The following is a 23,842-nucleotide window of genomic DNA, read 5'->3' as shown; positions in this document are numbered from 1 at the left end:
AAAGACACCAGGGCCCCCCATGGAGAGTCGCGGCGCGCCGCCCGGCGGAAGGCCGCCCCGATCCTCGTCAGGCATTTCTTCTGAAACCTCCGCTTCTAAAGAGGCGGAGTTTTGTCGTTTATGGGGCTCTACCCACATGCACGTCTAAGCAGTACAATTCGCGGCAAGAATCCATTCTTTTCAGTCAGATGCTGTATCAGCATCGACTGCCGCAAATCAGCGAAGTATATCGATGTCAGACACCCAAGTGGCTAAAGCAGCAGAATTACGCCGGACCTTCGCCATCATCTCGCACCCCGATGCCGGCAAAACCACTATCACCGAGAAAATGCTGCTGTTCGGCAACGCGATTCAGCTCGCCGGTTCGGTCAAGAGCAAGCGCGACGAACGTCATGCGACCTCCGACTGGATGAAGATGGAGCAGGAGCGTGGTATCTCGGTGACGACTTCCGTCATGCAGTTCCCGTACAACGGTCGAATCGTCAATCTGCTCGATACGCCTGGCCACGAAGATTTTTCCGAGGATACCTACCGCACGCTGACGGCCGTGGACTCGGCGCTGATGGTGATCGATGGCGCCAAAGGGGTCGAGGACCGCACCATCAAGCTGATGGACGTCTGCCGTTTGCGGACGACACCAATCCTGACATTCATCAACAAGATGGACCGTGATATTCGTGATCCGGTCGAGGTGATGGATGAGGTCGAAACGGTACTCAATATTCAGTGCGCCCCGATGACTTGGCCGGTAGGGATGGGACGCCATTTTCGTGGTGTCTATCATCTCTACAATGATGTCATTCACCTTTACAAGCAGGGCCAGGGCAACCGGATCCCGGAAGATCTTCGCATCGAAGGGCTCGATAACCCCGAAGTCGAGGAAACGCTGGGCAAGGAGGCCGCTGAAGAGTTGCGTGCGGAAGTCGAACTGGTCCGTGGCGCGTCTCATGCTTTCGATCTTGACGCATATCGTCGCGGTGACCTCACCCCGGTGTATTTCGGAACGGCGATGGGTAATTTCGGGGTACGTGAAATGCTCGATGGTTTCGTCGAATATGCCCCCTCTCCGTTAGCGCGCGATACCGATAAGCGCACCGTAGAAGCAAGCGACCAACGTTTCACCGGTTTCGTTTTCAAGATCCAGGCCAACATGGATCCTAAGCACCGTGACCGTGTTGCCTTCCTACGGGTGTGTTCAGGGAAGTACGACAAGAACATGAAGATGCGCCACGTGCGCATTGGCAAGGACGTCAAGATTGCCGATGCGCTGACTTTCATGGCATCCGATCGCTCTCATGTCGAAGAAGCTTGGCCCGGTGACATCATCGGCTTGCACAACCATGGCACAATTCAAATCGGTGATACGTTCACCCTGAATGAGGATATGCGCTTCACGGGTATTCCGCACTTTGCACCTGAGTTGTTCAAGCGTGTGCGACTGCGTGATCCACTCAAAATGAAGGCGTTGCAAAAAGGGTTGAAGCAGCTCTCGGAAGAGGGAGCGACGCAGGTGTTCATGCCGATGGACAATAACGACCTGATCGTCGGTGCCGTAGGGTCGCTACAGTTCGATGTCGTCGCGCATCGCCTGAAGCAGGAATACAAGGTCGACTGCCTGTATGAGCCGGTCAATGTGCAAACGGCGCGGTGGGTATACTGCAATGATGCCAAGATGCTCGACGAGTTCAAGCGCAAGGCCAGCACTAACCTTGCCTGGGACGGTGGCGATTATCTCACTTACCTAGCACCGACACGCGTCAACCTGCAAATGACGCAAGAACGTTGGCCGGACGTCGAATTCCGTGCCACACGTGAACACTGAAGCTTCGCTAGCGTTTCGTCTTCACCGGCGCGCGCTTATCGGATGCGTCGGTGAGAGAGGCACACCATGTCCTTTACACTGATCGATGCTCATTGTCATCTCGACTTCGATGTCTTCGATGAAGACCGCGACGCTGTACTGGCGCGTGCGGCCAATGCTGGAGTAAAGCATTACATCGTCCCGGGAACGACGCGTGAGCGTTGGCTGCAGGTAGCCGATCTGGGACGACGCAAGGAGATCAGTGTCTGCTATGGGCTGCATCCCTACTTTCTTTCGGTGCACGCGTCGGGAGACATCGATGCTTTGGAAGCCCAGCTCGACGCTCATCCCGAGGCCGTCGCTCTCGGCGAATGTGGCATCGATGCGCGTCTTGATGATCTCGACCGTCAATGGCAACTCTTCGATGCGCAATTGCGTATCGCGAAGCGCCGTCATCTGCCAGTCGTGATTCACTGTGTCCAGGCCAACGACCAGGTGGCAAAGCGCTTGCGTCAGCTCGCATTGCCTGCCGGTGGCCTTATACACGCATTTTCGGGAAGTCCGGAGCAAGCTCGGGGATTTCTGGAGTTGGGATTCGTCCTGGGGCTCGGCGGGGGCGCGACCTACACACGCGCCAAGCGCCTGCGCCGTGCTATACGATCGCTGCCCGACGATGGTTACGTGCTCGAGACCGATAGTCCCGACATGCCTCTTTCCGGAGCGCAGGGGACACGCAATGAGCCATCCCGAGTTCATGCTGTCTGTGAAACGGTAGCCGGGCTCCGCGAACAGTCCTATTCCGCGGTGGCAATGCAGAGCACTGCCACCGCGCGCCGCCTATTCGGATTGGTGCCACATCAGGCCTGAAGGGACATGCTTTCCGGATCGACACGTTCGATCGCATAGGGCAACGCCAGGCGCTCGAGCGGCACGCCATCGACATTGAGCTCGCGTGGCTCGTCGCGCTGCGTGATGATAGCGAGTACCTCGGTTTTTCCATCTGCGTTCAGGGCGGCGCACACGACGTCGCCTTGAGACTTGCCGTTAGCATCGTGGACGGGCGTCCCCGGCGCCGGTAGCGTGTCGTTTTCCAACTGAGCACGTAGCAGACGCTTCTTGACCTGGCCACGGAAATGCGCCCGCGCGACCACTTCTTGACCGGTATAGCAGCCTTTGCGAAAACTGATTCCACCCAACGCTTCCCAATTGATCATCTGAGGAAGATAACTGTCACGTTGCGCATCGCCCAGCCAGGCGAGACCGGCCTGGATGTCCTGTAGACGCCATACTGCATTCCCGACGGGCGTAGCGAGGCTCTCGAAAGCCTTCCATGCAGACACAGCCGCATCTTCCAGGCCGACGACCATGAACCGTGGTATCGGGCCTGGGTGGTGAAGGATGACCGTGGTATCGCTTTGAGCCATGGCCCATGTGGCAGGGGCAGTGATATCGAGTTGTGCTTTGAGTTGAGCTGCCGCGTCCTCGCCCAGCACACCGAATATCTGCGTTGCCGGCTGCGTAATCTCGACCTTGTAAAAGGGTGCGTATTTCGCGAGATGCGTGTGCAGCGAGTCGGCCACGCCGATATCCAGCACGAGCCAATAGCGTGTCTCGTCCACGCGCATCAATTGGCCATTGGCCAGCACGCGCCCCTTGGGAGAACAAAATGCCGTCAAAGGCGCGAACTCACCATCGGCAAGCGACACCTGGGCGCTGGTCTGGCCCTGAAGAAAACGTTCGGCATCGGGACCGGCTATTTCCATGATCGAGTACTGTGGCAACGGCGCAATTGCCGTGGACGACAAGGGCACGCGCGCCTGGGACACGGCCTCGCCGAAGTGCCACTCATTCTCAGCTGCGCGCACTAGCCCTTGTGTTTCAAGATGCCTGATCCAATCGTTCATGGAATAACTCCGTATCGCGAACGCGACGGTCGCTCGACCGTATTCATATGTCACTCACGAATATCAGGGCGGGCAAGAGATTTTCCAACCATCGCGGCGTCGCCGTTGTGCCATGATAAACTCCCACCGGCAAACGAATGAACGAATGGAGAAGCTCCCATGGCGCGTATAGCACTGACCTTCGAGGAGGTCGATAGTGCCGAGGATGTCAATCGCATCACCACGGCCCTGATGGAGATGGACGGCGTCGAGGAGGCCGAAGTCGGTCGTCATGGTGCCGAAGTGGAAGGGCGCGTGCGGCGCGAGGCGTTGCTGAAAACCGTCCAAGCGTTAGGGTACAAGGCACATTGACTGCCACACGGGAGAGTAGGCATGACGATCACGGTCATTACGCAACGCGATGGCTCGCTTCGCCAGCAGGCGACGGTAAGGGAATTTTCGGCGTTGGCGGTGGATGCTCCACGAGAAGTGGGCGGCGATGAAAGCGCTCCAGATCCGCACGACTATTTCGATCTGTCACTTGGTGCGTGCAAGGCCATGACGGCCCTCATGTATGCCCGGCGCAAGCATTTGCCCGTGGAGGCAATCACCGCGACCGTGGAGCGCGATGCCAGCGATGAGGCACGAGGCCATTACCGGCTTACCGTGACCCTGACGTTCGAGGGTATCGATGATCCCGAGACGCTGAATCGTCTACTCGAGATTGCCGATCGCTGCCCGATACAACGCCTGATGACCGTGAGCGACGTGGATATCACCACGCGTCAGGCTTGATCCGCGAGCGCGGTCGAGGCTTGAATGGCCCTTATCTCGCCCTTATGTGAGACTCATGAACAAACCCTTTCGCATTCAGTCGCAATTCCAGCCTGCGGGCGATCAGCCAACCGCCATTGAAGGCTTGATACATGGCTACAACGCCGGGCTGGCGCATCAAACGCTGCTCGGTGTCACCGGGTCGGGGAAAACGTTCACCATGGCCAACGTGGTGGAACGTCTACAGCGTCCGACCATCGTCATGGCCCCGAACAAGACGCTGGCCGCCCAGCTTTACGGCGAGTTCAAGAGCTTCTTTCCCGATAATGCGGTCGAGTATTTCGTTTCGTATTACGACTACTATCAGCCAGAAGCTTATGTACCGTCGTCGGACACCTTCATCGAGAAGGATGCCTCGATCAACGACCATATCGAGCAGATGCGTCTCTCGGCGACCAAAGCGCTTCTGGAACGCCGTGATGCGCTGATCGTGGTGTCCGTCTCGGCCATTTACGGCTTGGGGGACCCCGATCAGTACCTGAAGATGCGCCTGCACTTCAACCGTGGCGAGCTGATCGATCAGCGCACCTTCTTGCGACGTCTCGCCGAACTGCAATATACCCGCAACGACATGGATTTCCGTCGCGGTACTTATCGAGTTCGTGGCGATGTCATCGACGTTTTCCCGGCGGATGCGGAAGATGAAGCGGTGCGGGTGGAGCTATTCGATGACGAAATCGAGACCATCAGCTTGTTTGACCCGCTGACCGGAGAAGTGCGTGGCAAGGTGCCGCGCATGACGATTTATCCCAAAAGCCACTACGTGACACCGCGCGAGACGATCCTCGGTGCCGTGGATGACATCAAGGCCGAATTGGCCGAGCGGTTGGACTGGTTGCGCAAGAACGACAAGCTTGTCGAAGCGCAGCGTCTTGAGCAGCGTACGCTTTATGACATCGAAATGATGCTCGAACTGGGGTACTGCAATGGCATCGAAAATTACTCGCGCTATCTCTCGGGCCGCGCTCCCGGCGAGCCACCCCCGACGTTCTTCGATTACCTCCCGGATGACGCGCTGTTGTTCATCGATGAATCCCACGTCAGCGTTCCCCAGGTAGGCGGTATGTACAAGGGCGACCGTTCACGCAAGGAAACGCTGGTCGAATACGGTTTCCGATTGCCTTCGGCGCTGGATAACCGTCCCATGAAGTTCGAGGAATGGGAGCGGATCTGTCCGCAGGCCACCTTCGTTTCCGCGACGCCGGGCAAGTATGAGGCTGAACATGCCGGTCAAGTCGTCGAGCAGGTCGTGCGTCCCACGGGCTTGGTCGACCCTGAAATCGAGGTACGTCCGGCGGGTACGCAGGTAGACGATCTGCTCTCCGAGATTCGGCTGCGGACCGACGTGGGAGAGCGCGTTCTGGTAACGACGTTGACCAAGCGCATGGCCGAAGACCTCACCGAGTACCTAGGCGAGCACGATATCCGGGTCCGCTACCTGCACTCCGATATCGATACCGTCGAGCGCATAGAGATCATTCGCGATCTGCGACTGGGGAAATTCGATGTGCTCGTGGGCATCAACTTGCTACGCGAGGGGCTGGATATACCAGAAGTCTCGTTGGTGGCGATTCTCGATGCCGACAAGGAAGGTTTCCTGCGTGCCGAACGTTCACTGATTCAGACCATCGGACGTGCCGCGCGTAACGCGCACGGTAAGGCGATTCTCTACGGTGATCGGATAACGGATTCGATGCGCCGGGCGATGGACGAAACCGAGCGCCGTCGGGATAAGCAGATAGCGTTCAACGAAGAGCATGGCATCACGCCCAAGACGGTGACGAAGTCGGTTGCCGACATCATGGAAGGGGCTCAGACACCAGGTAAGAAAGTAGGGCACAAGCGACCCGACAAGCGTGTTGCCGAAGCTCCGGGGGACTACAGTGCCGAGCAACTCAATCAGATGGATGCCGCGGGTCTGACGCGGGAAATCGGCAAACTCGAGGACGCCATGCATGAAGCGGCGCAAAATCTGGAGTTCGAAGAAGCCACGCGGCTGCGCGATCAGTTGCAATCCTTGAAGGCACGGTTGCTTGAGTTGGGTTAAATCCCTTCTCCATGAAGGTTATACCGTTATCAACACTATAGAAAAACCATCAGCTAAAAGTAAACATCATTTGAATAGACTTTGGGCGATCATACTCCGGCATGATCGCCCATTTTCGGTATAATCCTGCGTTTGTGTTTCTCGCGATGCTTCCTGACGGTACCTCGCGGGGTGTTATCCATAATAAGGAGCCTCTTTCATGACCGTGATACGCCAGGATGATGTAATCCAGAGCGTGGCAGATGCCTTGCAGTTCATTTCTTACTACCATCCCAAAGACTTCATCGACGCCATGCACGAGGCATATCAACGTGAGGAAAATCCCGCTGCTCGTGATGCCATCGCTCAGATCCTGATCAACTCTCGAATGTGTGCCGAAGGCCATCGACCGATCTGCCAGGATACAGGCATCGTGACAGTATTCGTCGAGATCGGTATGAACGTCCGCTGGGAAGCCGACATGAGCCTCGACGACATGATCAACGAGGGCGTCCGCCAAGCCTACAAGCTTCCCGACAATGTGCTGCGCGCCTCGGTCTTGGCCGATCCCGACGGCAAGCGTCAGAATACCGGCGACAACACGCCAGCCGTCATCCATCACAAGCTGGTTCCCGGCGATAAGGTTGAGATCCACGTCGCGGCAAAGGGGGGCGGCAGCGAAGCCAAGTCCAAGTTCGCGATGCTCAACCCTTCCGACAACGTCGCCGAGTGGGTCCTGGAGCAGTTGCCCAAGATGGGGGCAGGGTGGTGCCCGCCAGGCATGCTGGGCATCGGCATTGGCGGCACCGCCGAAAAGGCCATGGAACTCGCCAAGGAAGCCTTGCTCGATCCCATCGACATTCAAGATCTCAAGTCCCGTGGTGCCGAGAATCGTGCCGAGGAACTGCGTCTCGAGCTCTTCGAGCAAGTCAACCGCACCGGTATCGGCGCACAAGGGCTGGGCGGGCTAACGACCGTGCTCGATATCAAGGTCAAGGATTATCCCACCCACGCAGCCAACAAGCCGGTCGCGATCATTCCCAACTGCGCGGCCACGCGTCACGTGCATTTCACGCTGGATGGCAGCGGCACGGCATCGCTTCCCGCCCCGAAGCTGGAAGACTGGCCACAAATCACGCGTGAAACGGGCGATAACGTCAAGCGGGTGAACCTGGACACCGTCACGGCTGAGGAAGCGGCTTCCTGGCAACCGGGCGATACGCTGCTGCTCAATGGCAAGCTACTGACCGGCCGTGATGCCGCACACAAGCGCATGGTCGATATGCTGGCCAAAGGCGAGTCCCTGCCGGTCGACCTGCGTGGGCGCTTCATCTATTACGTAGGGCCTGTGGATCCGGTTGGCGATGAAGTCGTCGGACCTGCTGGCCCCACCACCGCCACACGCATGGACAAATTCACGCGGACCATGCTCGAGCAGACCGGCCTTCAAGGGATGGTCGGCAAGGCCGAACGTGGGCCGATGGCGATCGAGGCGATTCGTGACAACCGGGCCGTTTATCTGATGGCGGTGGGGGGTGCTGCGTACTTGGTGGCGCAAGCGATCAAGAAGTCTCGCGTGGTCGCTTTCGAGGATCTTGGGATGGAGGCGATTTATGAGTTCGATGTCGAAGACATGCCGGTGACCGTGGCCGTCGACAGTCAAGGCGAATCGGTCCACCAGATCGGCCCGGCGAAATGGAAAGAGATCATCGCCGCGAGTGCATGATCATGCGATGATCATCGCCTCAGGCCCCGTCCACGCGGGGCCTGATTTTTAACCAGCGTGCGCTTCGAAGGTTTCAGGGAGGAACCGATATGACATCCGGACTGATCGGTATCCTGATCGTAACGATCCATGTGCTGGGCGCGTTGTCCGCGATCATGGCATTGATGTCGAGTCGTACCTCGCAAGGGGCGGTTGCCTGGATCGTCACGCTTTTGACCTTTCCCTATCTGGCCGTTCCCATCTACTGGATCTTCGGACGCCCACGTTTCTACGGGTACACCTCCGCACGCGGTGAACGCGACACCGTACTACGCCAGGTCCTATTGCGTTTCAGACCTCGGCTCGAGCCGTTCTTTTCCCGTCCCTCGTTTGACACCACGCGCATTCAAGCCGTCGAACGCCTGGCCATGATGCCCATGAGCACAGGTAATCGCGCCGAACTGCTCATCGATGGGGAAACCACCTTCCAGAGCTTACTGGAGGGAATCGATGCCGCACGCGAATATATCCTCGTACAGTTCTTCATTTTCCGCGCCGATGAAATCGGAACCTTGTTCAAGCAGCACTTGATGCGACGGGCAGAGCAGGGCGTGCGGGTTTGCCTGCTTTACGATGAAATCGGCAGCCGCAGTTTATCCAATGACTACTTGCACGAGTTATCGCAAGCGGGCATCGAGGTCACGGCCTTCAACTCGTCGCGAGGCTGGCGGCACCGTTTCCAGATCAACTTTCGCAATCACCGCAAGGTCGTGGTCGTCGACGGGTGTGAGGGCTGGACCGGCGGTTTCAACGTGGCCGATGAATATCTAGGGAGGGTGGCGCGATATGGCCCCTGGCGCGATACCCACATCAAGCTCACCGGGCCGAGCGTCATGGGTTTGCAGGAAGCCTTCTGGGAAGACTGGTACTGGGCCACTGAAGAGATTCTATCCCTGAACTGGGAGCCGTCGGTCACCTGCGAGGAGTGCCAGCACGTGGTGATCGTACCTTCCGGGCCGGCCGATAACTGCGAGACGGCAAGCCTGCTGATTCAGCATGTCATTCATGGGGCCCATGAACGACTGTGGGTAACCAGCCCATACTTCGTTCCGGACCAAGGGGTGCAAGATGCCTTGAAGCTTGCCGCATTGCGGGGTGTCGATGTGCGCGTGATGATCCCTGAGCGTCCCGATCATCTGCTGGTTTTCCTCTCGGCTTTTTCCTTCCTCCCCGAGATGATTCGTCACGGCGTACGTATTTTTCGCTATCAGCCGGGGTTCCTGCACCAGAAAGTCGTCCTGGTCGACAACGAAACGGCGCTTATCGGATCGGTCAATCTCGATAACCGCTCGTTTCGACTCAACTTCGAGATTACCGCGTATATACCCGATGCGACGTTTGCCGGTCAGGTCGAGGACATGCTGCGCCGGGATTTCGCGGTCTGTCGAGAGGTCTCGCTGGATGAACTCAACAATCGTCCCATCTGGCGTAAGCTCGTCTCCCGCGCAGCATATCTGCTAGCGCCCATACAATGACATCCGCAGCGTGTCGGGACACGGCGTCTATGGCATGCTTTGCGTCTTTCGTACATTTACTGCGTGACCATCAGGAGTACCGGTGAATCTTGAAACCAAGTGGCTCGAAGATTTCGTGGCCCTCGCCAATACACGCAGCTTCTCTACATCGGCGAGACAACGGCACGTCACCCAGCCTGCTTTCAGCCGACGCATCCGTTCCCTGGAGCAAGCTGTGGGTGCCACTTTGGTCGACCGTTCCACGACCCCGATTGGGCTGACGCCGGAAGGGCAGTTGTTCCTGGTCACGGCACGCAGCATGGTCGAACAGTTGAGCGAATGTCTCGCCCATTTGCGCGGCCTGTCGATGGCCAATGAAGCGCTCGATATCGTCGCCGCGCACTCGCTGGCGTTGACGTTTTTCCCGCGTTGGATTTCGCGCTTGCAAAAGGGCGTGGGTGAACTGCCCACGCGGTTGGTAGCCATGAACGTCGGGGATGCCATTCATGTGTTGCGCGAAGGCAACTGCGACCTGATGCTAGCGTATTACGATCCCTATGCCAGCATGCAGCTCGACGGCGAGGCCTTTCCTTCATTTTCCATCGGTCAGGTGAAAATGCTGCCGGTGTGCGTGCCCAACGCCGACGGCACGCCACGCTTTGCGCTGGACGACGAGGCGGGCATCCCGTTTCTCGCCTATACCCAAGGCGCCTTTCTGGGACGTAGCGTACGCATGCTGCTCAAGAACGACCCGCTACGCATGCGCCTCAAAACTGTCTATGAGACCGCCATGGCGGAAGGTCTCAAAGGCATGGCCCTGCAAGGGGTCGGCATGGCGTGGATTCCCGATTTCTGCATACGCGAAGAACTCGCCGCAGGACGCCTGGTCCGCGCGGGAGATCCGCAATGGGACATTCCCCTGGAGATTCGCCTGTATCGATGTTCGCTGGTACACAAGCCCGGCGTCGAGAAGCTCTGGCGGCAGATGATGAAGTTACCGCGCGACTTCCTTCAGGCGTGAACATCTGACAGCGAGTCGCGTCACGGGGTGGCCATGCCGGCCGGCAAGCCTAGAAAGTTCTGAATGATGAAAAAATGATCCTCGAACAACGCTTCGGGGTCGAGATCAGCCAATGCCACCCAATGCGCCTGCTCGCCACTGCGTGAGGGCTTGAGCTTTGGGAGTTGCTGTTCGGGCCGTAGGGCGAAATAGAAAGCCTGCGCCAGAGTTCGGCCACGCCAACTGCGGTGAGGCTCATCGAACAAGCGCTGGCCACGCAGCGAGCCTTTGAGCACGGCTTCGGGGATCTTCAGACGCACCCGCTCACGCAGCTCGCGCAAGCAGGCATCAAGCAAGCGTTCCTGGGGCTGAATGAAGCCTCCTGGCAAGGCGAGCAGCCCCTTGCCAGGCGCCGCTCGTCGCTCGACCAGTAGCACATGCCCGGATTGCACCACGACAGCATCGACGGTCACGAACACCGGGGGATAGGGCGCCTGCGCCCAGGCCTCACGATACTGCTCGAGCAAATGCTGTTCTTCCCACAGTTGCGCGCATTCAGGCGTTTCGATAAAGCGCCGCAACATGTCGCGGACCGGCGCCGACAGACCACTGCTTTCCTCGCGGGCCAAGTAATCGCCTGCCAATGCCGGTTGGCCGAACAGCGCCTCGCGAATTCGACTGGCCGAGACATCACTGACCAGCGGGACGCTGACCGACTCCCACTGTGGAAACAGCGTGAGATAGTAGCTCGACTGACCGCGGCTGGCACCGATCAAACCGATTCGGGGTAATCGACCTTTTTGGGGAACGACTACATCGCGCACCCGACGTTGCACATCGCGTACCCAAACATCGTTGTTATAGAGCGCATCCAGTAACGGCGTGATTTCGAGTCGCGCGTTGTCTTCGGCGTCGAAGCATTCGCGCAGCATGTCGCGACGCTCCTCGAAACGCCAGGGATTACGCAGCGAACGGGCCTGCCAGGCGGACCCCACCATGACGATCACCTGCCGCGCCTGTTGTAGCGCCTCGCATATGACGGTGATATGTCCCCGATGCGGCGGCTGGAAGCGCCCGATGAAGACTAGGCAATCGAAGGCATAGGGTGTATCGGAGGAAGAAAAGGGCGTGGTGGCGTTGGACATGAAAGCTCCGTCAGCAGGGCCGAGCCATTATGGGCAGCCTCTAGGGGCTCTGCAATATAAGCGGAGGCCGGGGCATCTGCGCTATCCTGAGACCAAGCTACGTTGTGCCCGTCATTCATCATTTCCGACAAGGAGCGTCCGTGATCAATCTTTCGCCGCGCTATTGGTACCGAATCGTCGTCAATGCCGCGACCTTATGGTTTGAACACAATGCATTCAGCTTCGCGGGTTCCTTGGCGTTTTACACCCTGTTTTCATTGGCCCCGACGATCATCATCGCGGTTACCGTGATTGGATTGGTACTTGGTGAGGATGCCGCACAAGGCCAGATTGTGGCGCAATTGCAGGATACCATGGGTCAGGATGCCGCCATGGCGATTCAGCAAGCGGTGGCGCAGTCGCGCATCGAAAGCTCCGGCATCTTACCAACCTTACTCGGCTTCGGTGCGCTGATGGTGGGGGCGACTACCGTCTTCGCGCAGATGCAATTCTCCCTCAATACGCTTTGGGGCGTAACGGCGCGTCCCGATCGCAATAGCCTGCTGCTATTTATCAAGAAACGTCTGCTGTCACTGACCGTGGTGCTGGCGGTGGGTTTCATCCTCATGGTGTCGTTGGTGATGAGCGTAATGCTGCGCGCCTTTTTCAGGTATGCCAGCGACTGGCTTCCGGGGGTCAATGCGCTTCTCGGCAGTGCCGAATTCCTCGTCTCGTTAGTGGTAATTGCGCTGTTTTTTGGCGCCATCTTCAAGGTGTTACCGGATGTCGTGGTGAGCTGGCGAGATGTTATGGTCGGCGCGGTCGTGACGGCGGTGCTATTTGCCATCGGGCGTTACGCCATCGCCGCATATTTAGCCTATACCGCCACGGCGTCGACGTATGGTGCAGCGGGGTCAGTCGTTCTGGTATTGCTATGGGTCTACTACAGTTCGCTGATTCTACTGTATGGCGCCGCTTTTACCCGCAGCCATCTCGAAGCACGTGGCAAGCGTATCGTGCCGCGCAATTCTGCGGCCCTGGTCAAGCGCGAGTTCGTGGATTCTTCAGGATATGCGGCGGCCACCAGCGCGACGCCTGAAAGAAAAGGAGAAAGCCATGCATGAACATTGTCTCAAGGCATGGGTCACCGGCCGCGTGCAAGGCGTCGGATTTCGCGCCGCGACACGCGATCAAGCGTTAAGGGAAGGGCTCAAGGGGCATGCCCGGAACCTCGGCGACGGCCGTGTCGAAGTGCTGCTATGCGGCGAATCGACAGCCATAGACCGTGTCGTGCGTTGGTTATGGCAAGGACCACCGGCGGCGCGCGTCACCCATGTCGAATGCGAAAAATTCGACATCACGCCTCCGAATGCCTTCGAGCTGGGTTAAAACTGCCCCCGAAGCGTTCCGGTGTAAGCCAAGTAAGGCGGGGGCAACGGTTCTCAGTGGGTCAGTGTCTCGACGATCCAGTCCACGACGGCCTCACCGTCGGCGTTCATGCACACATCGACGCGCGGCGTGCGTGACCAACGGGGATCGATGAAAGCACGCTCTTGTGGTGCAAACAGCGTCTGGCCTTCGGCGTCCCCATCGGTGACGACATTCAAGTGTCCGCGCACGGTGGTGAAGAGTTCCGGGCGCATCAACCATGCCAAGGCACAGCTGTCGTGTGGGCAACAGCCATCGATATCCAGCGCGGTACGGTAGAAGGCGCGATAAAACGCATAGCTTCCGGCCAGCACCTCGCCCAGCTTGCCTTGAGCTGCAGCAATCTTGTCCATCTGCGCGGGGGCGAGCACGCAGCGATGCGTGGCATCGAGCCCTACCAAGGTCAGTGGCCAGCCTGCCGTCAATACACGTGCGGCGGCATGTGGGTCATTGAAGATATTGGCCTCGGCGACGGGGGTGACGTTGCCGCCTTCGCGAATCGAGCCCCCCATGACGACAACCTGTTTGACGCGATCGACGATGCTCGGATCGAGCTGCAGCGCGGCGGCCAGGTTGCCCAGTGGGCCCACGGCAACCAGCGTGACGTCGCCGGGACGGGCATTGACCTGCTCGACGATGAACTGCGGTGCACTGATCGTTTCGGCGCGATGGCTCGGAGTAGGCAAGGGATGATTGCCCAGCCCGTTGTCGCCATGAATATGTGTCGGCGCCGGATGTTTGCGCTTTACCAAGGGCGCCGCTGCACCTTGCGCGACGGGGATGCGCTGGTCGGCGAGTTCCGCGAGTAGCAGCGCATTGGTGGTGGCGGTATCGATATCGACATTGCCGTAGGTCGTGGTCATGCCGAGCAATTCGATCTCGGGATGCGCCAGGGCAATGGCAATGGCTTGGGCGTCGTCTACGCCAGGGTCGGTATCGAAAATCAGAGGTGTTGTCATGAAAATCCTGTTTCAAATAATAGCCAAGTAACCCAAAGAGGCGCCGTTACATCAATGACGCAAGATGTCGCGCGCCGACCAATCACGAGAGGACGCCGCCACCTCGCTGGCAAGCGGGATGCTTGGCGCCGCGCCGCTGCGTTGCACGCACAAGGCCGCGGCGGCGCTCGCTTCCTGCAGACACGTCTCGATGGGCCCGTTGCGTTGGCGTGCGGCCATGAAATAACCGATGAAGGTATCGCCGGCCGCGGTCGTATCCACGGCTTCGACAGGGAAAGCCGGAAGCTCGAGGCGCTGGGCGCCATGCTGATAACGCACACCATCACGTCCCAGCGTCAACACCAGCTCGACCTCGGGCAGGCGTTGATAGAGGGCATCCATGAGCTCGGCAACCCCCGCGTGTTCGTCGAGCCCCGCCAAGGCCGCGGCTTCGCCACGATTGAGGAATAGTATCTGGCACAACTCGAGCGGCAAGGCGTGCACATTGGCCCCTAGGGGCGCGGGGTTGAAAGCGATGCGCATGCCATGGCGCGCGGCAAGCGTCATGACACTTTCGAGTGCATTGCACTCGTTTTGCAGCAGCAGCCAATCGTCCGGGCTTACTGAGGTCATGAGGGCGTCGAGGTGACGCTCGCTGAAGCCGTGGTTGGCCCCGGGGCTGAGAATGATGGCGTTCTCGGCGTGATCATCGACCTGAATGATGGCATGCCCGCTGGCATCGGCGGTGAGTTCGATGGCAGACGTATTGACGCCCGCTTGAGCAAGGATTTCCAGCACCCAACGGTCGTTCTGCGACACACGCCCCCAATGCGTAACGTCACCGCCTGCACGTGCCATGGCCAATGACTGATTGGCACCTTTTCCGCCTAGTACCTGGGTGAAACTCTGGCTGGACAATGTCTCGCCGGGGCGCACCAGATGACTGACGCGGTAGACGTGGTCGATATTGATGGAACCGTAGTTGTAAAGCATGCAAGCTCCCGGCTTCAAAGCTTATGTATTAAGCGCGCGTGGCGAGCCAGTCGCGCAGGTTGTCGCACGTCAGAGCGACCACGTTGGCGCGGGCTTCCGGCGAGATCCAAGCACTGTGCGGCGTGACGATAAGGTTGAGCGCCTCGTCCATGGCGTCGATGAGCGCATGCCCCTGACGCGGGGGTTCTTCAGGTAAGCTATCGACGCCGAGCCCGCCAAGCGAGCCATCGCGTAGCGCGTCCAATGCGGCGCTTTCGTCTATGATACCGCCCCGCGCGCAATTGATCAGCAAGGCGCCGGGCTTGAAACGAGCCAGCATCTCGGCGTCGACGAGATGGCGTGTCTGATCGGTTAGCGGGCAGTGCAGGCTCAGCACATCGAGTTCACTCGCCAGTGACGCGAGGGAAGGGCGCGAATCCTGCGCTTCATTGCCGGGGCGCGCGGCAAAGGTGACGCGCATCCCGAAGGCCTCGGCTAACCGTGACACGGCGCGCCCGAGCTCGCCATGACCGACGATGACGAGATGCTTGCCAGCCAATTGCAAAGTGCGATGATCGAGCAAACAGAACAAGGCACTTTCGTTCCAGCGACCGGCGGCGACATCGCGCATGTAAAGCGGCAGGCGGTTGGCGAGGCCAAGCATCAACATCAGGGTATGTTGCGCTACGCTCGCCGTACCATAGGCGGAGACGTTGCGCACTTCGATGCCCCGGGCCCGGGCAGTCTCCATGGCGATATTGTTGGTGCCTGTCGCCAACACACAGATCAACTTGAGATCGGGCAGGGAAGCGAGCAGTTCGTCGTCCAGCACGACTTTGTTGGTAATCGCGATATCCGCGTTGTCGAGACGCGCCTGGCGCTCATCGATCGCGGTATGCGCATGGACCTCGAGGGTATCGATCGCCTCGTGCAGCGGCGAGAGGTCAATATCGTCGCCGAGGCTGGCGGCATCGAGAATCACGGCTTTCATGCAACGTCCTTTTTCTTTTAACGAAGTGAAGTGAGTCTGGCATCGTGGCGGCAAGCTGCATGATATCGAGCCCTGATACGCTTGCCCGCTGGGTGGCGCAACGCGCTATAATGAGCGGCTTTCGGAAAAGGCTTGGAAAGTGCGACCTCCGGCCCTATATCCCTGCCACCGCGCGTGGTTCGCGCGGGCGCTTTCTTGATGACTTGAATGGTGAGAACCATGCCCATCTACGAGTATGAGTGCAAGGCCTGCGGCCATCGCCTGGAAAAGCTGCAAAAAGTCAGCGCAGCAGCGTTGACCGATTGTCCTCGCTGCGAGCGCGCAGAATTATCACGTCTGGTCTCCGCGGCAGGCTTTCGCCTGGCCGGTGGCGGATGGTATGAAACCGACTTCAAATCGGGGCAAAAACGCAATCTCGCGGGAGAGGCTTCCGCGCCCTCCACGTCTACCGAGACTGGCGGCAAGACGCCCGCCTGACGCGTTCGGCGCCGTTCGGGCGGCGCCGAACTCGCCCCATGAAATACGCAACGAAACAGGATAAGACATGCGCAGTCACTATTGCGGTCAATTGAACGAAACCCAGGTGGATCAGGAAGTCGCTCTCTGCGGCTGGGTACATCGTCGTCGCGACCACGGGGGAGTCATCTTCCTCGATTTACGCGACCGCGATGGTATTGCCCAGGTCGTGGTCGATCCCGATACTCCCGAGGCGTTCGCCAATGCCGATCGTGCCCGCAACGAGTTTGTACTGCGCATTCGCGGACGCATTCGCCTGCGCCCCGAAGGTACCCAGAACCCCAACATGCCCACCGGCATGATCGAGGTGCTGGCCTCGGACGTCGAAGTACTCAACACGGCGGTTACCCCACCGTTCCAGCTCGACGAGCATGGCAAGGTTGGCGAAGAGATCCGTCTCAAGCACCGTTACATCGATCTGCGCCGCCCGGAGATGATCGACAAGCTGCGGCTGCGCTCGCGGATCACGCATAGCGTACGCGCCTATCTCGAAGCCCAAGGCTTTCTGGATATCGAGACGCCGATTCTGACGCGTGCCACCCCGGAAGGGGCTCGTGATTACCTGGTGCCGAGTCGTACGCATCCAGGCGAGTTCTTCGCATTGCCGCAATCACCGCAGCTTTTCAAGCAGCTCTTGATGGTGTCGGGCTTCGACCGTTACTACCAGATCGCCAAGTGCTTCCGTGACGAAGACCTGCGTGCCGATCGCCAGCCCGAGTTCACTCAGATCGACCTGGAGGCCTCGTTCGTCGAAGAAAGCGACATCATGTCATTGACCGAAGACATGATCCGTCAGCTGTTCCAGGACGTGCTCGATGTCAGCCTGCCGGCATTCCCCAAGATGCCGTACAGCGAAGCGATGAACCGCTACGGTTCGGACAAGCCCGATCTGCGTATTCCGCTCGAACTGGTCGATGTCAATGATCTGATGCGTGATGTCGACTTCAAGGTGTTCTCCGGTCCAGCCAAGGCCGATGATGGGCGTGTCGCGGCGCTCAAGGTCACCGGCGGCGCCAAGCTGTCACGCAAGGAAATCGACGGTTACACCGATTTCGTCAACATCTACGGTGCCAAGGGACTGGCCTGGATCAAGGTCAACGAGCGCGCCAAAGGCATCGAAGGGCTGCAGTCGCCCATCGTCAAGTTCATGGAAGGCATCATTGAGTCGTTGCTCGACCGGGTGGGAGCCGAGGACGGCGATATCATCTTCTTCGGTGCTGACAAGACCCGCGTCGTCAATGAGGCACTGGGGGCTTTGCGCGTCAAGCTCGGCGAGGACCTCGACCTTTATACCCAAGCGTGGGCACCGTTGTGGGTCGTGGACTTCCCCATGTTCGAAGCCGACGACAACGGCCGCTTGGCCGCCTTGCATCATCCGTTTACCGCGCCGTCGTGCTCGCCGGAGGCGTTCAAGGCCAACCCCGCCGATGCATTGTCACGCGCTTATGACATGGTCTTGAACGGTACCGAGCTGGGCGGTGGTTCCATCCGTATTCATGATCCGGCGATGCAGCGTGCGATTTTCGAGGTGCTGGGCATCGGCGACGACGAAGCGGAAGAGAAATTCGGCTTTCTGCTCGACGCCCTCAAGTTCGGCGCACCTCCCCACGGCGGACTGGCTTTCGGTCTCGACCGTCTGGTCATGCTGATGAGCGGCGCCAAGACCATACGCGAAGTGATCGCTTTTCCCAAGACGCAGAGTGCCGCCTGCTTGATGACCGATGCCCCGGGCGAAGTCAGTGCCGAGCAGCTCAAGGAACTCAACATTCGCTTGCGCCAGAAGGCGCAGCAAGGTGGCAGCGGCGAGTCCTGACGAGCGCCGCTGAATCCCGCGTCATTCTCGTTTTCCCGGCGTCGTCTCGGCGCCGGGTGTCCTGCAAACGTGAACGCCTGTTTTTTCAAGGAGTGACGTCGATATGGCAGGCCATAGTAAATGGGCGAACATCAAGCATCGCAAGGCCGCCCAGGATGCCAAACGCGGCAAAATCTTCAGCAAGCTCATTCGTGAGCTGACCGTTGCCTCTCGCCAGGGTGGGGGCGAGGTGGCAGATAATCCGCGCCTGCGCGCCGCCATCGACAAGGCGCTGGCCAACAACATGACCAAGGACACCATCCAGCGTGCCATCGAGCGCGGCGCTGGCAATACTGACGGCGACGAGATGGAAGAAACCGTCTATGAGGGCTATGGCCCTGAAGGTGTTGCCGTGATGGTCGAGTGCATGACCGACAACCGCAATCGCACGGTGTCCGAAGTGCGCCACGCCTTCAACAAGAACGGCGGTAATTTGGGTACGTCCGGTTCCGTTGCCTTCATGTTCCATAAGCAAGGGCGGTTGACGCTGCCGGTGGGCATCTCCGAAGAGGCCGCCATGGAGGCCACACTGGCCGCCGAACCCGAGGATATCGTCACTCAGGACGATGACACGCTCGAAATCGTGACCTCCGTGGAAGGCTTCGGTGCGGTCAAGGACGCGCTGATCGAGGCGGGCATCGAGCCTACTGCAAGCGATGTCGGGTCTTACCCCGATAACTATTCCCCCATCGACGATGTTGACACGGCGCGCAAGGTCCTCAAGTTGTTCGATATGCTCGAAGACCTCGACGACGTGCAGAACGTCTATTCCAACGCCGACTTCTCCGATGCTGTCATGGCGGAACTCGAGTGAGTGGCGTGACACGAATTAGTGGCGCCACGGAGATGATGAGTCAATGATCCTGTTGGGAATCGATCCCGGGTCGCGCATCACCGGTTACGGCGTCGTCGATGTCGCCTCGGCGACGCCACGTTACGTTGCCAGCGGCTGCATCCGTATCAAGAGCGACCAATTGGCCCAGAAACTCGCCCAGGTGTATGCCGGCATCGCCGAGTTGATCGGCGTGCATCGCCCGCATGAAATTGCCATCGAGCAGGTGTTCATGTCCAAGAACGCCGACTCGGCACTCAAGCTGGGGCAGGCACGCGGCACGGCCATCGTCTGCGCCGCCAATCACGGACTCGAGGTCTTCGAGTACGCACCCACTCAGATCAAGCAGGCCGTCACCGGCACCGGTGCGGCGACCAAGGATCAAGTACAGCATATGGTGACGGCGATTCTGGGGCTCGACGGCACGCCACAGGCCGATGCCGCCGACGCGCTGGCCATCGCTCTGACCCACGCCTATGCCCGCCAGGGACGCTCGTTGTCAGCGGCGGGCGGGCGTCGGCGAAGCGGTTCTCGTCAGCGTTGGCGGGATTTCCGCCCCGACTGAGACGCCGCATGTCGAGTGCTGGTCAGTCGCGGGGTGGATCAGTATAGTGTCAACCCAGTCAATCGAAGGACTCGATGTGCATGATTGGACGCTTGCGTGGCACCCTGCTGGAAAAGCAACCGCCGTGGATCGTCGTCGATGTCGGCGGCGTCGGCTATGAGCTTGAGACCTCCATGACCACCTTGCTGGCATTGCCGGCAGTGGGCGAAGAGGTCCAGCTTCACACGCATCTTGCGGTGCGCGAGGACGCGCATCTGCTGTATGGCTTCGCACGCGGCGAGGAGCGTCAGCTGTTTCGCGCCTTGATCAAGGTCAATGGGGTAGGGCCCAAGCTCGCCTTGGCGATTCTTTCCGGCATGGATCAGGAAGCCTTCATCCGCTGCGTCATGGAAGACGACAGCAAGGCGCTGACACGTCTCCCCGGCGTTGGCAAGAAAACCGCCGATCGCTTGGTCGTGGAAATGCGTGACCGCTTCCCCCATTGGCAGCTCGAGCAGGAAAACGGCCTGCATGCTCTCGAGCTGGGCGCCTCGCCTTCAGCACCTGCTGCCGATCCCTTCGCCGATGCGGAATCGGCCCTCGTGGCCTTGGGCTACAAACCCACTGAAGCCTCGCGCATGCTGTCAGGGCTGGACGATAGCCTCTCCACGGAAGGCCTGATCAAGGCCGCCCTGACGCGCAAGATGGCAGGTTAAGGACCGCGAATGATCGATACTGACCGCCTGATCGCAGCGCAACCCCAGGGAAGTGAGGTGCACGTAGATCATGCCATTCGCCCGCAGCGACTTGCCGAGTACATTGGTCAGCCCCGTGTACGCGAGCAGTTGGATATTTTCATCAGCGCGGCCCGTCAGCGCGGCGACAGCCTCGATCATACCCTCATCTTCGGGCCGCCCGGCTTGGGCAAGACCACGCTGGCGAATATCATCGCCGCCGAGATGGATGTCGATATCAAATCGACCTCCGGCCCCGTACTCGAGCGCGCCGGCGATCTCGCCGCCATGCTCACCAACCTGCAAGCTGGTGACGTGTTATTCATCGATGAGATCCATCGCCTCCCCGCCTCGGTGGAAGAGGTGCTATATCCGGCGATGGAGGATTATCAGCTCGACATCATGATCGGCGAAGGACCCGCCGCGCGTTCCATTAAACTCGATCTGCCTGCCTTCACACTAGTGGGCGCCACCACGCGTGCGGGACTGCTTACTTCGCCGCTGCGCGATCGTTTCGGTATCGTGCAGCGGCTGGAATTCTACGCAGTCGACGAGTTGACCGAGATCGTGGTGCGTTCGGCGCATTTGTTGGGGGTCGAGGCCGACCGTGAAGGTGCGGCCGAAATTGCTCGCCGCGCGCGTGGCACGCCACGCATCGCCAATCGTCTGCTGAGACGCGTGCGCGACTTCGCCGAAGTGCGCGGCGACGGTCGCCTGAACGAAGCAATTGCCGACCAAGCCCTCAACATGCTGCATGTCGATCGCCATGGACTCGACCACATGGATCGGCGCCTATTGATGGCGATGATTGAGAAGTTCGATGGTGGTCCGGTCGGCGTCGATAGCTTGGCGGCCGCGATCAGTGAGGAACGCGACACGATCGAAGATGTCCTAGAACCGTACCTGATCCAGCAGGGGTTCATGATGCGCACCGCACGTGGACGTGTGGTCACACGTCTGGCTTACGAACATTTCGGCCTGACGCCGACCGATGCCGTCATCGCGTCGCCGTCGCTTGACGATAAGCGACAGGAGGGCGATGCATGAGCGGTTTCACGCATGCGGTCAAGGTCTACATCGAAGACACCGATGCCGGCGGCATCGTCTATTACGTCAACTATCTCAAATATATGGAGCGGGCACGCAGCGAATGGCTAAACCACTATGGCCTGACCCAGCGCGACTTGCTGGCGCAAGGTATCCAACTGGTCGTGCATCAACTGGAGTGCCGTTATGCCAAGCCCGCCCACCTCGACGACGAACTGCACATCACGGCAGACGTCGTCGAATCCACTGCCTGCCGCGCGACATTCGCCCAGACAGTGACACGTCGCGGGGAACGACTGTGCGAAGCCCGGGTAGACATTGTTTGCCTCGAGGCTTCTCGGCTTAAACCCGTGCGTTGGCCGGATGCGCTGCATCCACTCATGCACGGATAACCCAAGCGAAACGAACTCTCAAGCGACACGAGGACTGCCGTGAACGACTCCATGTCCATTCCGCATCTGATCATGAACGCTAGCCTGATCGTTCAGTTGGTCATGCTCTTGCTCCTGGCGGCCTCCATAGCCTCCTGGATCGTCATTTTTCAACGTGGCATCGCGCTGCGTCGCGCCGCAAAGGCATATCGGGACTTCGAGGACCGCTTCTGGTCCGGGGTCGACCTCAATGAGCTCTATCGCGACTTGCCCGCCGAGCAAGAGTCGCTCGGCGCCGAGCACGTATTCCGCTCCGGGTTTCGCGAGTTCAATCGTCTAATGGCCAAAACCAGCAGCATCGATGCAGTGCTCGAAGGCGTGCAACGGGGCCAGCGCGTCGCGCTATCGCGTGAGGAAGACCGCTTGCAGCTACACCTTACCTTCCTGGCCACCGTCGCTTCGGCGAGCCCCTATATCGGATTGTTCGGCACTGTATGGGGCATCATGGGGTCTTTCCAGAGCTTGTCGATGGCACAGCAGGCCACGCTGTCTACCGTCGCGCCCTGGATCGCGGAGGCGTTGGTCGCCACAGCCATGGGGCTGTTTGCCGCCATCCCCGCAGTGATCTTCTACAATCGGCTATCCGCCCATGCGGGACGCTTGCTCGGCAAATACGAAAACTTCGCCGAGGAATTCCACGCCATCCTGCACCGTAACCTGCAGGGACGTAGCGAACGCGCAGCATCCTGAGGGGGAGAGCATGTACGGATCCTATCATCGTCGACAGCGGCGTAAGCCGATGGGCGAGATCAATGTCGTCCCGTTCATCGATGTGATGCTGGTGCTATTGGTGATCTTCATGATTACTGCACCGATGCTCAATCAAGGGGTCAATGTCGAGTTGCCGCAGGTATCTTCCGACCCCATCGACACCGATGAGCGAGAACCACTGATCGTGTCGGTAGATCGTGAAGGGCAATATTACATCTCCCTGGGAGACGAGGAGACGCCCGTTGCCCTTGATGAACTCGGAAAAAAGGTCCAGGCCATGTTGAGCCGCCACGCCAACACCCCTGTTATGGTGCGTGGTGATCGCAATGTTGCCTATGGTCAGATCGTGACGTTGATGAGTACGTTGCAAAGCGCGGGAGTGGGTAATGTCGGGCTTATATCCGAACCCCCTTCCGGCGGTGAAGAGTGAGGCCTCGACATGGCAAAACGTGAACGCCGTGTAGGTTATGGCTGGCCCGTGCTGCTGGCTATTGGCGTGCATATTGCGGTGCTGATGCTCACTATCATCAAATGGCCGGAAAGCGCCTCCGACCCAACCTCCTCATCAGTGGTTCAGGCAACGCTCGTGCGTGCTGAGACGGCAACGGATCAACCGCAGCAGACGGAGGAGTCCACACCGCCGTCGGCTTCACAGCCGGAAGCAAAGAAGGATGCGTCGCAACCCGAGGAATCGCCACCGCCCGAAGCGTCCGATAAACCAACGGCCGATAGCGGTGTCAAGGTGCCGGAAAGTGTCGTGGAAGAAGCCCAAGCCGAAGCGCAGCGCTTGCAGGAAGAAGCCCAGCGTGCAGCTCAGCAGCGGGCTGAGGCGGAACAGCAGCGTCAGAAAGCAGAAGCTCAACGCCAAGCCGAGGCCGAGCAGAAACGCCAGGCGGAAGCCGAGGCTGAGCGGAAACGCCAGGCGGAAGCCGAGGCTGAGCGGAAACGCCAGGCGGAAG

The 23,842-nt window shown here is 59.3% G+C and carries 25 protein-coding genes; 20 read left to right on the top strand and 5 right to left on the bottom strand.

The features are described from left to right. Positions 1 to 232 precede the first annotated feature (232 nt). The gene (locus tag RVY79_RS16435) at positions 233 to 1,822 is read left to right on the top strand and encodes a peptide chain release factor 3 (RefSeq protein ID WP_317465544.1); all 1,590 of its coding nucleotides are present in this window, start codon (positions 233 to 235) and stop codon (positions 1,820 to 1,822) included. 66 nt (positions 1,823 to 1,888) lie between these two features. Next, on the top strand, positions 1,889 to 2,668 hold the full coding sequence (locus RVY79_RS16430) for a TatD family hydrolase (RefSeq protein ID WP_317465542.1): 780 nt from the start codon (positions 1,889 to 1,891) through the stop codon (positions 2,666 to 2,668). Here RVY79_RS16430 and RVY79_RS16425 read toward each other — a convergent pair. Continuing rightward, positions 2,659 to 3,705: a folate-binding protein gene (locus RVY79_RS16425; protein ID WP_317465541.1), complete on the bottom strand. Its 1,047-nt coding sequence runs from the start codon at positions 3,703 to 3,705 to the stop codon at positions 2,659 to 2,661. The two genes, RVY79_RS16430 and RVY79_RS16425, sit on opposite strands and share 10 nt — an antisense overlap. A gap of 159 nt (positions 3,706 to 3,864) precedes the next feature. Between RVY79_RS16425 and RVY79_RS16420 the strand changes: the two genes are divergently transcribed. From RVY79_RS16420 to RVY79_RS16395, 6 genes are all read left to right on the top strand, one after another. Next, positions 3,865 to 4,056 (top strand): hypothetical protein, encoded by a 192-nt coding sequence (locus RVY79_RS16420; RefSeq protein WP_317465539.1) that lies wholly within the window; start codon positions 3,865 to 3,867, stop codon positions 4,054 to 4,056. A gap of 21 nt (positions 4,057 to 4,077) precedes the next feature. After that, positions 4,078 to 4,479, top strand: coding sequence for an OsmC family protein (locus tag RVY79_RS16415; protein ID WP_317465538.1), 402 nt, complete (start codon positions 4,078 to 4,080; stop codon positions 4,477 to 4,479). A 55-nt stretch (positions 4,480 to 4,534) separates the two neighbouring features. After that, positions 4,535 to 6,565 (top strand): excinuclease ABC subunit UvrB, encoded by a 2,031-nt coding sequence (gene uvrB, locus RVY79_RS16410; RefSeq protein ID WP_317465537.1) that lies wholly within the window; start codon positions 4,535 to 4,537, stop codon positions 6,563 to 6,565. 199 nt (positions 6,566 to 6,764) lie between these two features. Continuing rightward, complete coding sequence (locus RVY79_RS16405; RefSeq protein WP_317465536.1) at positions 6,765 to 8,270, top strand: fumarate hydratase; 1,506 nt, start codon at positions 6,765 to 6,767, stop codon at positions 8,268 to 8,270. Between the two features lie 89 nt (positions 8,271 to 8,359). Next, entirely contained in the window at positions 8,360 to 9,784 is a 1,425-nt protein-coding gene (cls, locus tag RVY79_RS16400) for a cardiolipin synthase (RefSeq protein WP_317465534.1), read from the top strand. Between the two features lie 82 nt (positions 9,785 to 9,866). Next, positions 9,867 to 10,784, top strand: a complete 918-nt coding sequence (locus tag RVY79_RS16395) for a LysR substrate-binding domain-containing protein (protein ID WP_317465532.1) — start codon at positions 9,867 to 9,869, stop codon at positions 10,782 to 10,784. Between the two features lie 20 nt (positions 10,785 to 10,804). Here RVY79_RS16395 and RVY79_RS16390 read toward each other — a convergent pair whose 3' ends face one another. After that, positions 10,805 to 11,908, bottom strand: coding sequence for a bifunctional nicotinamide-nucleotide adenylyltransferase/Nudix hydroxylase (locus RVY79_RS16390; protein ID WP_317465531.1), 1,104 nt, complete (start codon positions 11,906 to 11,908; stop codon positions 10,805 to 10,807). 140 nt (positions 11,909 to 12,048) lie between these two features. Between RVY79_RS16390 and RVY79_RS16385 the strand changes: the two genes are divergently transcribed. Together RVY79_RS16385 and yccX are read left to right on the top strand one after the other, a co-directional pair. Continuing rightward, positions 12,049 to 13,011: a YihY/virulence factor BrkB family protein gene (locus RVY79_RS16385; protein WP_317465530.1), complete on the top strand. Its 963-nt coding sequence runs from the start codon at positions 12,049 to 12,051 to the stop codon at positions 13,009 to 13,011. Then, complete coding sequence (yccX, locus tag RVY79_RS16380) at positions 13,004 to 13,276, top strand: acylphosphatase (protein WP_317465528.1); 273 nt, start codon at positions 13,004 to 13,006, stop codon at positions 13,274 to 13,276. The genes RVY79_RS16385 and yccX overlap by 8 nt, the downstream gene beginning before the upstream one ends. A 53-nt stretch (positions 13,277 to 13,329) precedes the next feature. On the opposite strand, the gene RVY79_RS16375 is transcribed toward yccX, so the two are convergent. Genes RVY79_RS16375 through RVY79_RS16365 form a run of 3 tightly spaced genes read right to left on the bottom strand, consistent with a single transcriptional unit; the run spans position 13,330 to position 16,216 of the window. Further along, on the bottom strand, positions 13,330 to 14,274 hold the full coding sequence (locus tag RVY79_RS16375; RefSeq protein WP_317465526.1) for a nucleoside hydrolase: 945 nt from the start codon (positions 14,272 to 14,274) through the stop codon (positions 13,330 to 13,332). 51 nt (positions 14,275 to 14,325) lie between these two features. Then, positions 14,326 to 15,246, bottom strand: coding sequence for a ribokinase (locus tag RVY79_RS16370; RefSeq protein ID WP_317465524.1), 921 nt, complete (start codon positions 15,244 to 15,246; stop codon positions 14,326 to 14,328). Between the two features lie 28 nt (positions 15,247 to 15,274). Beyond that, the gene (locus RVY79_RS16365; RefSeq protein WP_317465522.1) at positions 15,275 to 16,216 is read right to left on the bottom strand and encodes a D-2-hydroxyacid dehydrogenase; all 942 of its coding nucleotides are present in this window, start codon (positions 16,214 to 16,216) and stop codon (positions 15,275 to 15,277) included. 219 nt (positions 16,217 to 16,435) lie between these two features. Between RVY79_RS16365 and RVY79_RS16360 the strand changes: the two genes are divergently transcribed. The 10 genes from RVY79_RS16360 to tolA form a co-directional block, all read left to right on the top strand. Then, a complete protein-coding gene (locus RVY79_RS16360; protein WP_246898261.1) occupies positions 16,436 to 16,693 on the top strand; it encodes an FmdB family zinc ribbon protein in 258 nt (85 codons plus the stop codon). Between the two features lie 67 nt (positions 16,694 to 16,760). Then, complete coding sequence (gene aspS / locus RVY79_RS16355) at positions 16,761 to 18,545, top strand: aspartate--tRNA ligase (protein ID WP_317465521.1); 1,785 nt, start codon at positions 16,761 to 16,763, stop codon at positions 18,543 to 18,545. Positions 18,546 to 18,648: 103 nt separating this feature from the next. Beyond that, positions 18,649 to 19,398, top strand: a complete 750-nt coding sequence (locus tag RVY79_RS16350) for a YebC/PmpR family DNA-binding transcriptional regulator (protein WP_317465520.1) — start codon at positions 18,649 to 18,651, stop codon at positions 19,396 to 19,398. A gap of 43 nt (positions 19,399 to 19,441) precedes the next feature. Further along, positions 19,442 to 19,981, top strand: coding sequence for a crossover junction endodeoxyribonuclease RuvC (gene ruvC, locus RVY79_RS16345; RefSeq protein WP_317465518.1), 540 nt, complete (start codon positions 19,442 to 19,444; stop codon positions 19,979 to 19,981). 80 nt (positions 19,982 to 20,061) lie between these two features. Further along, positions 20,062 to 20,676, top strand: a complete 615-nt coding sequence (ruvA, locus tag RVY79_RS16340; RefSeq protein WP_317465517.1) for a Holliday junction branch migration protein RuvA — start codon at positions 20,062 to 20,064, stop codon at positions 20,674 to 20,676. A 9-nt stretch (positions 20,677 to 20,685) separates the two neighbouring features. Then, a complete protein-coding gene (gene ruvB / locus RVY79_RS16335; protein WP_317465516.1) occupies positions 20,686 to 21,741 on the top strand; it encodes a Holliday junction branch migration DNA helicase RuvB in 1,056 nt (351 codons plus the stop codon). Continuing rightward, positions 21,738 to 22,133 carry a tol-pal system-associated acyl-CoA thioesterase gene (gene ybgC / locus RVY79_RS16330; RefSeq protein ID WP_317465515.1) on the top strand — a complete coding sequence of 132 codons (396 nt, stop codon included), beginning with the start codon at positions 21,738 to 21,740 and terminating at the stop codon, positions 22,131 to 22,133. Before ruvB ends, ybgC begins: the two co-directional genes overlap by 4 nt. 51 nt (positions 22,134 to 22,184) lie before the next feature. Then, positions 22,185 to 22,862 carry a protein TolQ gene (tolQ, locus tag RVY79_RS16325; RefSeq protein ID WP_411161735.1) on the top strand — a complete coding sequence of 226 codons (678 nt, stop codon included), beginning with the start codon at positions 22,185 to 22,187 and terminating at the stop codon, positions 22,860 to 22,862. 10 nt (positions 22,863 to 22,872) lie between these two features. After that, on the top strand, positions 22,873 to 23,313 hold the full coding sequence (gene tolR / locus RVY79_RS16320; protein WP_317465512.1) for a protein TolR: 441 nt from the start codon (positions 22,873 to 22,875) through the stop codon (positions 23,311 to 23,313). 9 nt (positions 23,314 to 23,322) lie between these two features. Continuing rightward, on the top strand, positions 23,323 to 23,842 hold a 520-nt coding region (gene tolA, locus RVY79_RS16315), incomplete at its 3' end, for a cell envelope integrity protein TolA (RefSeq protein ID WP_317465511.1).

Source organism: Chromohalobacter sp. HP20-39, from assembly GCF_033052815.1.
Classification (GTDB): domain Bacteria; phylum Pseudomonadota; class Gammaproteobacteria; order Pseudomonadales; family Halomonadaceae; genus Chromohalobacter.
Note: the sequence above shows the minus strand (reverse complement) of the source record. Positions and strands in the feature narration are given on the sequence as shown.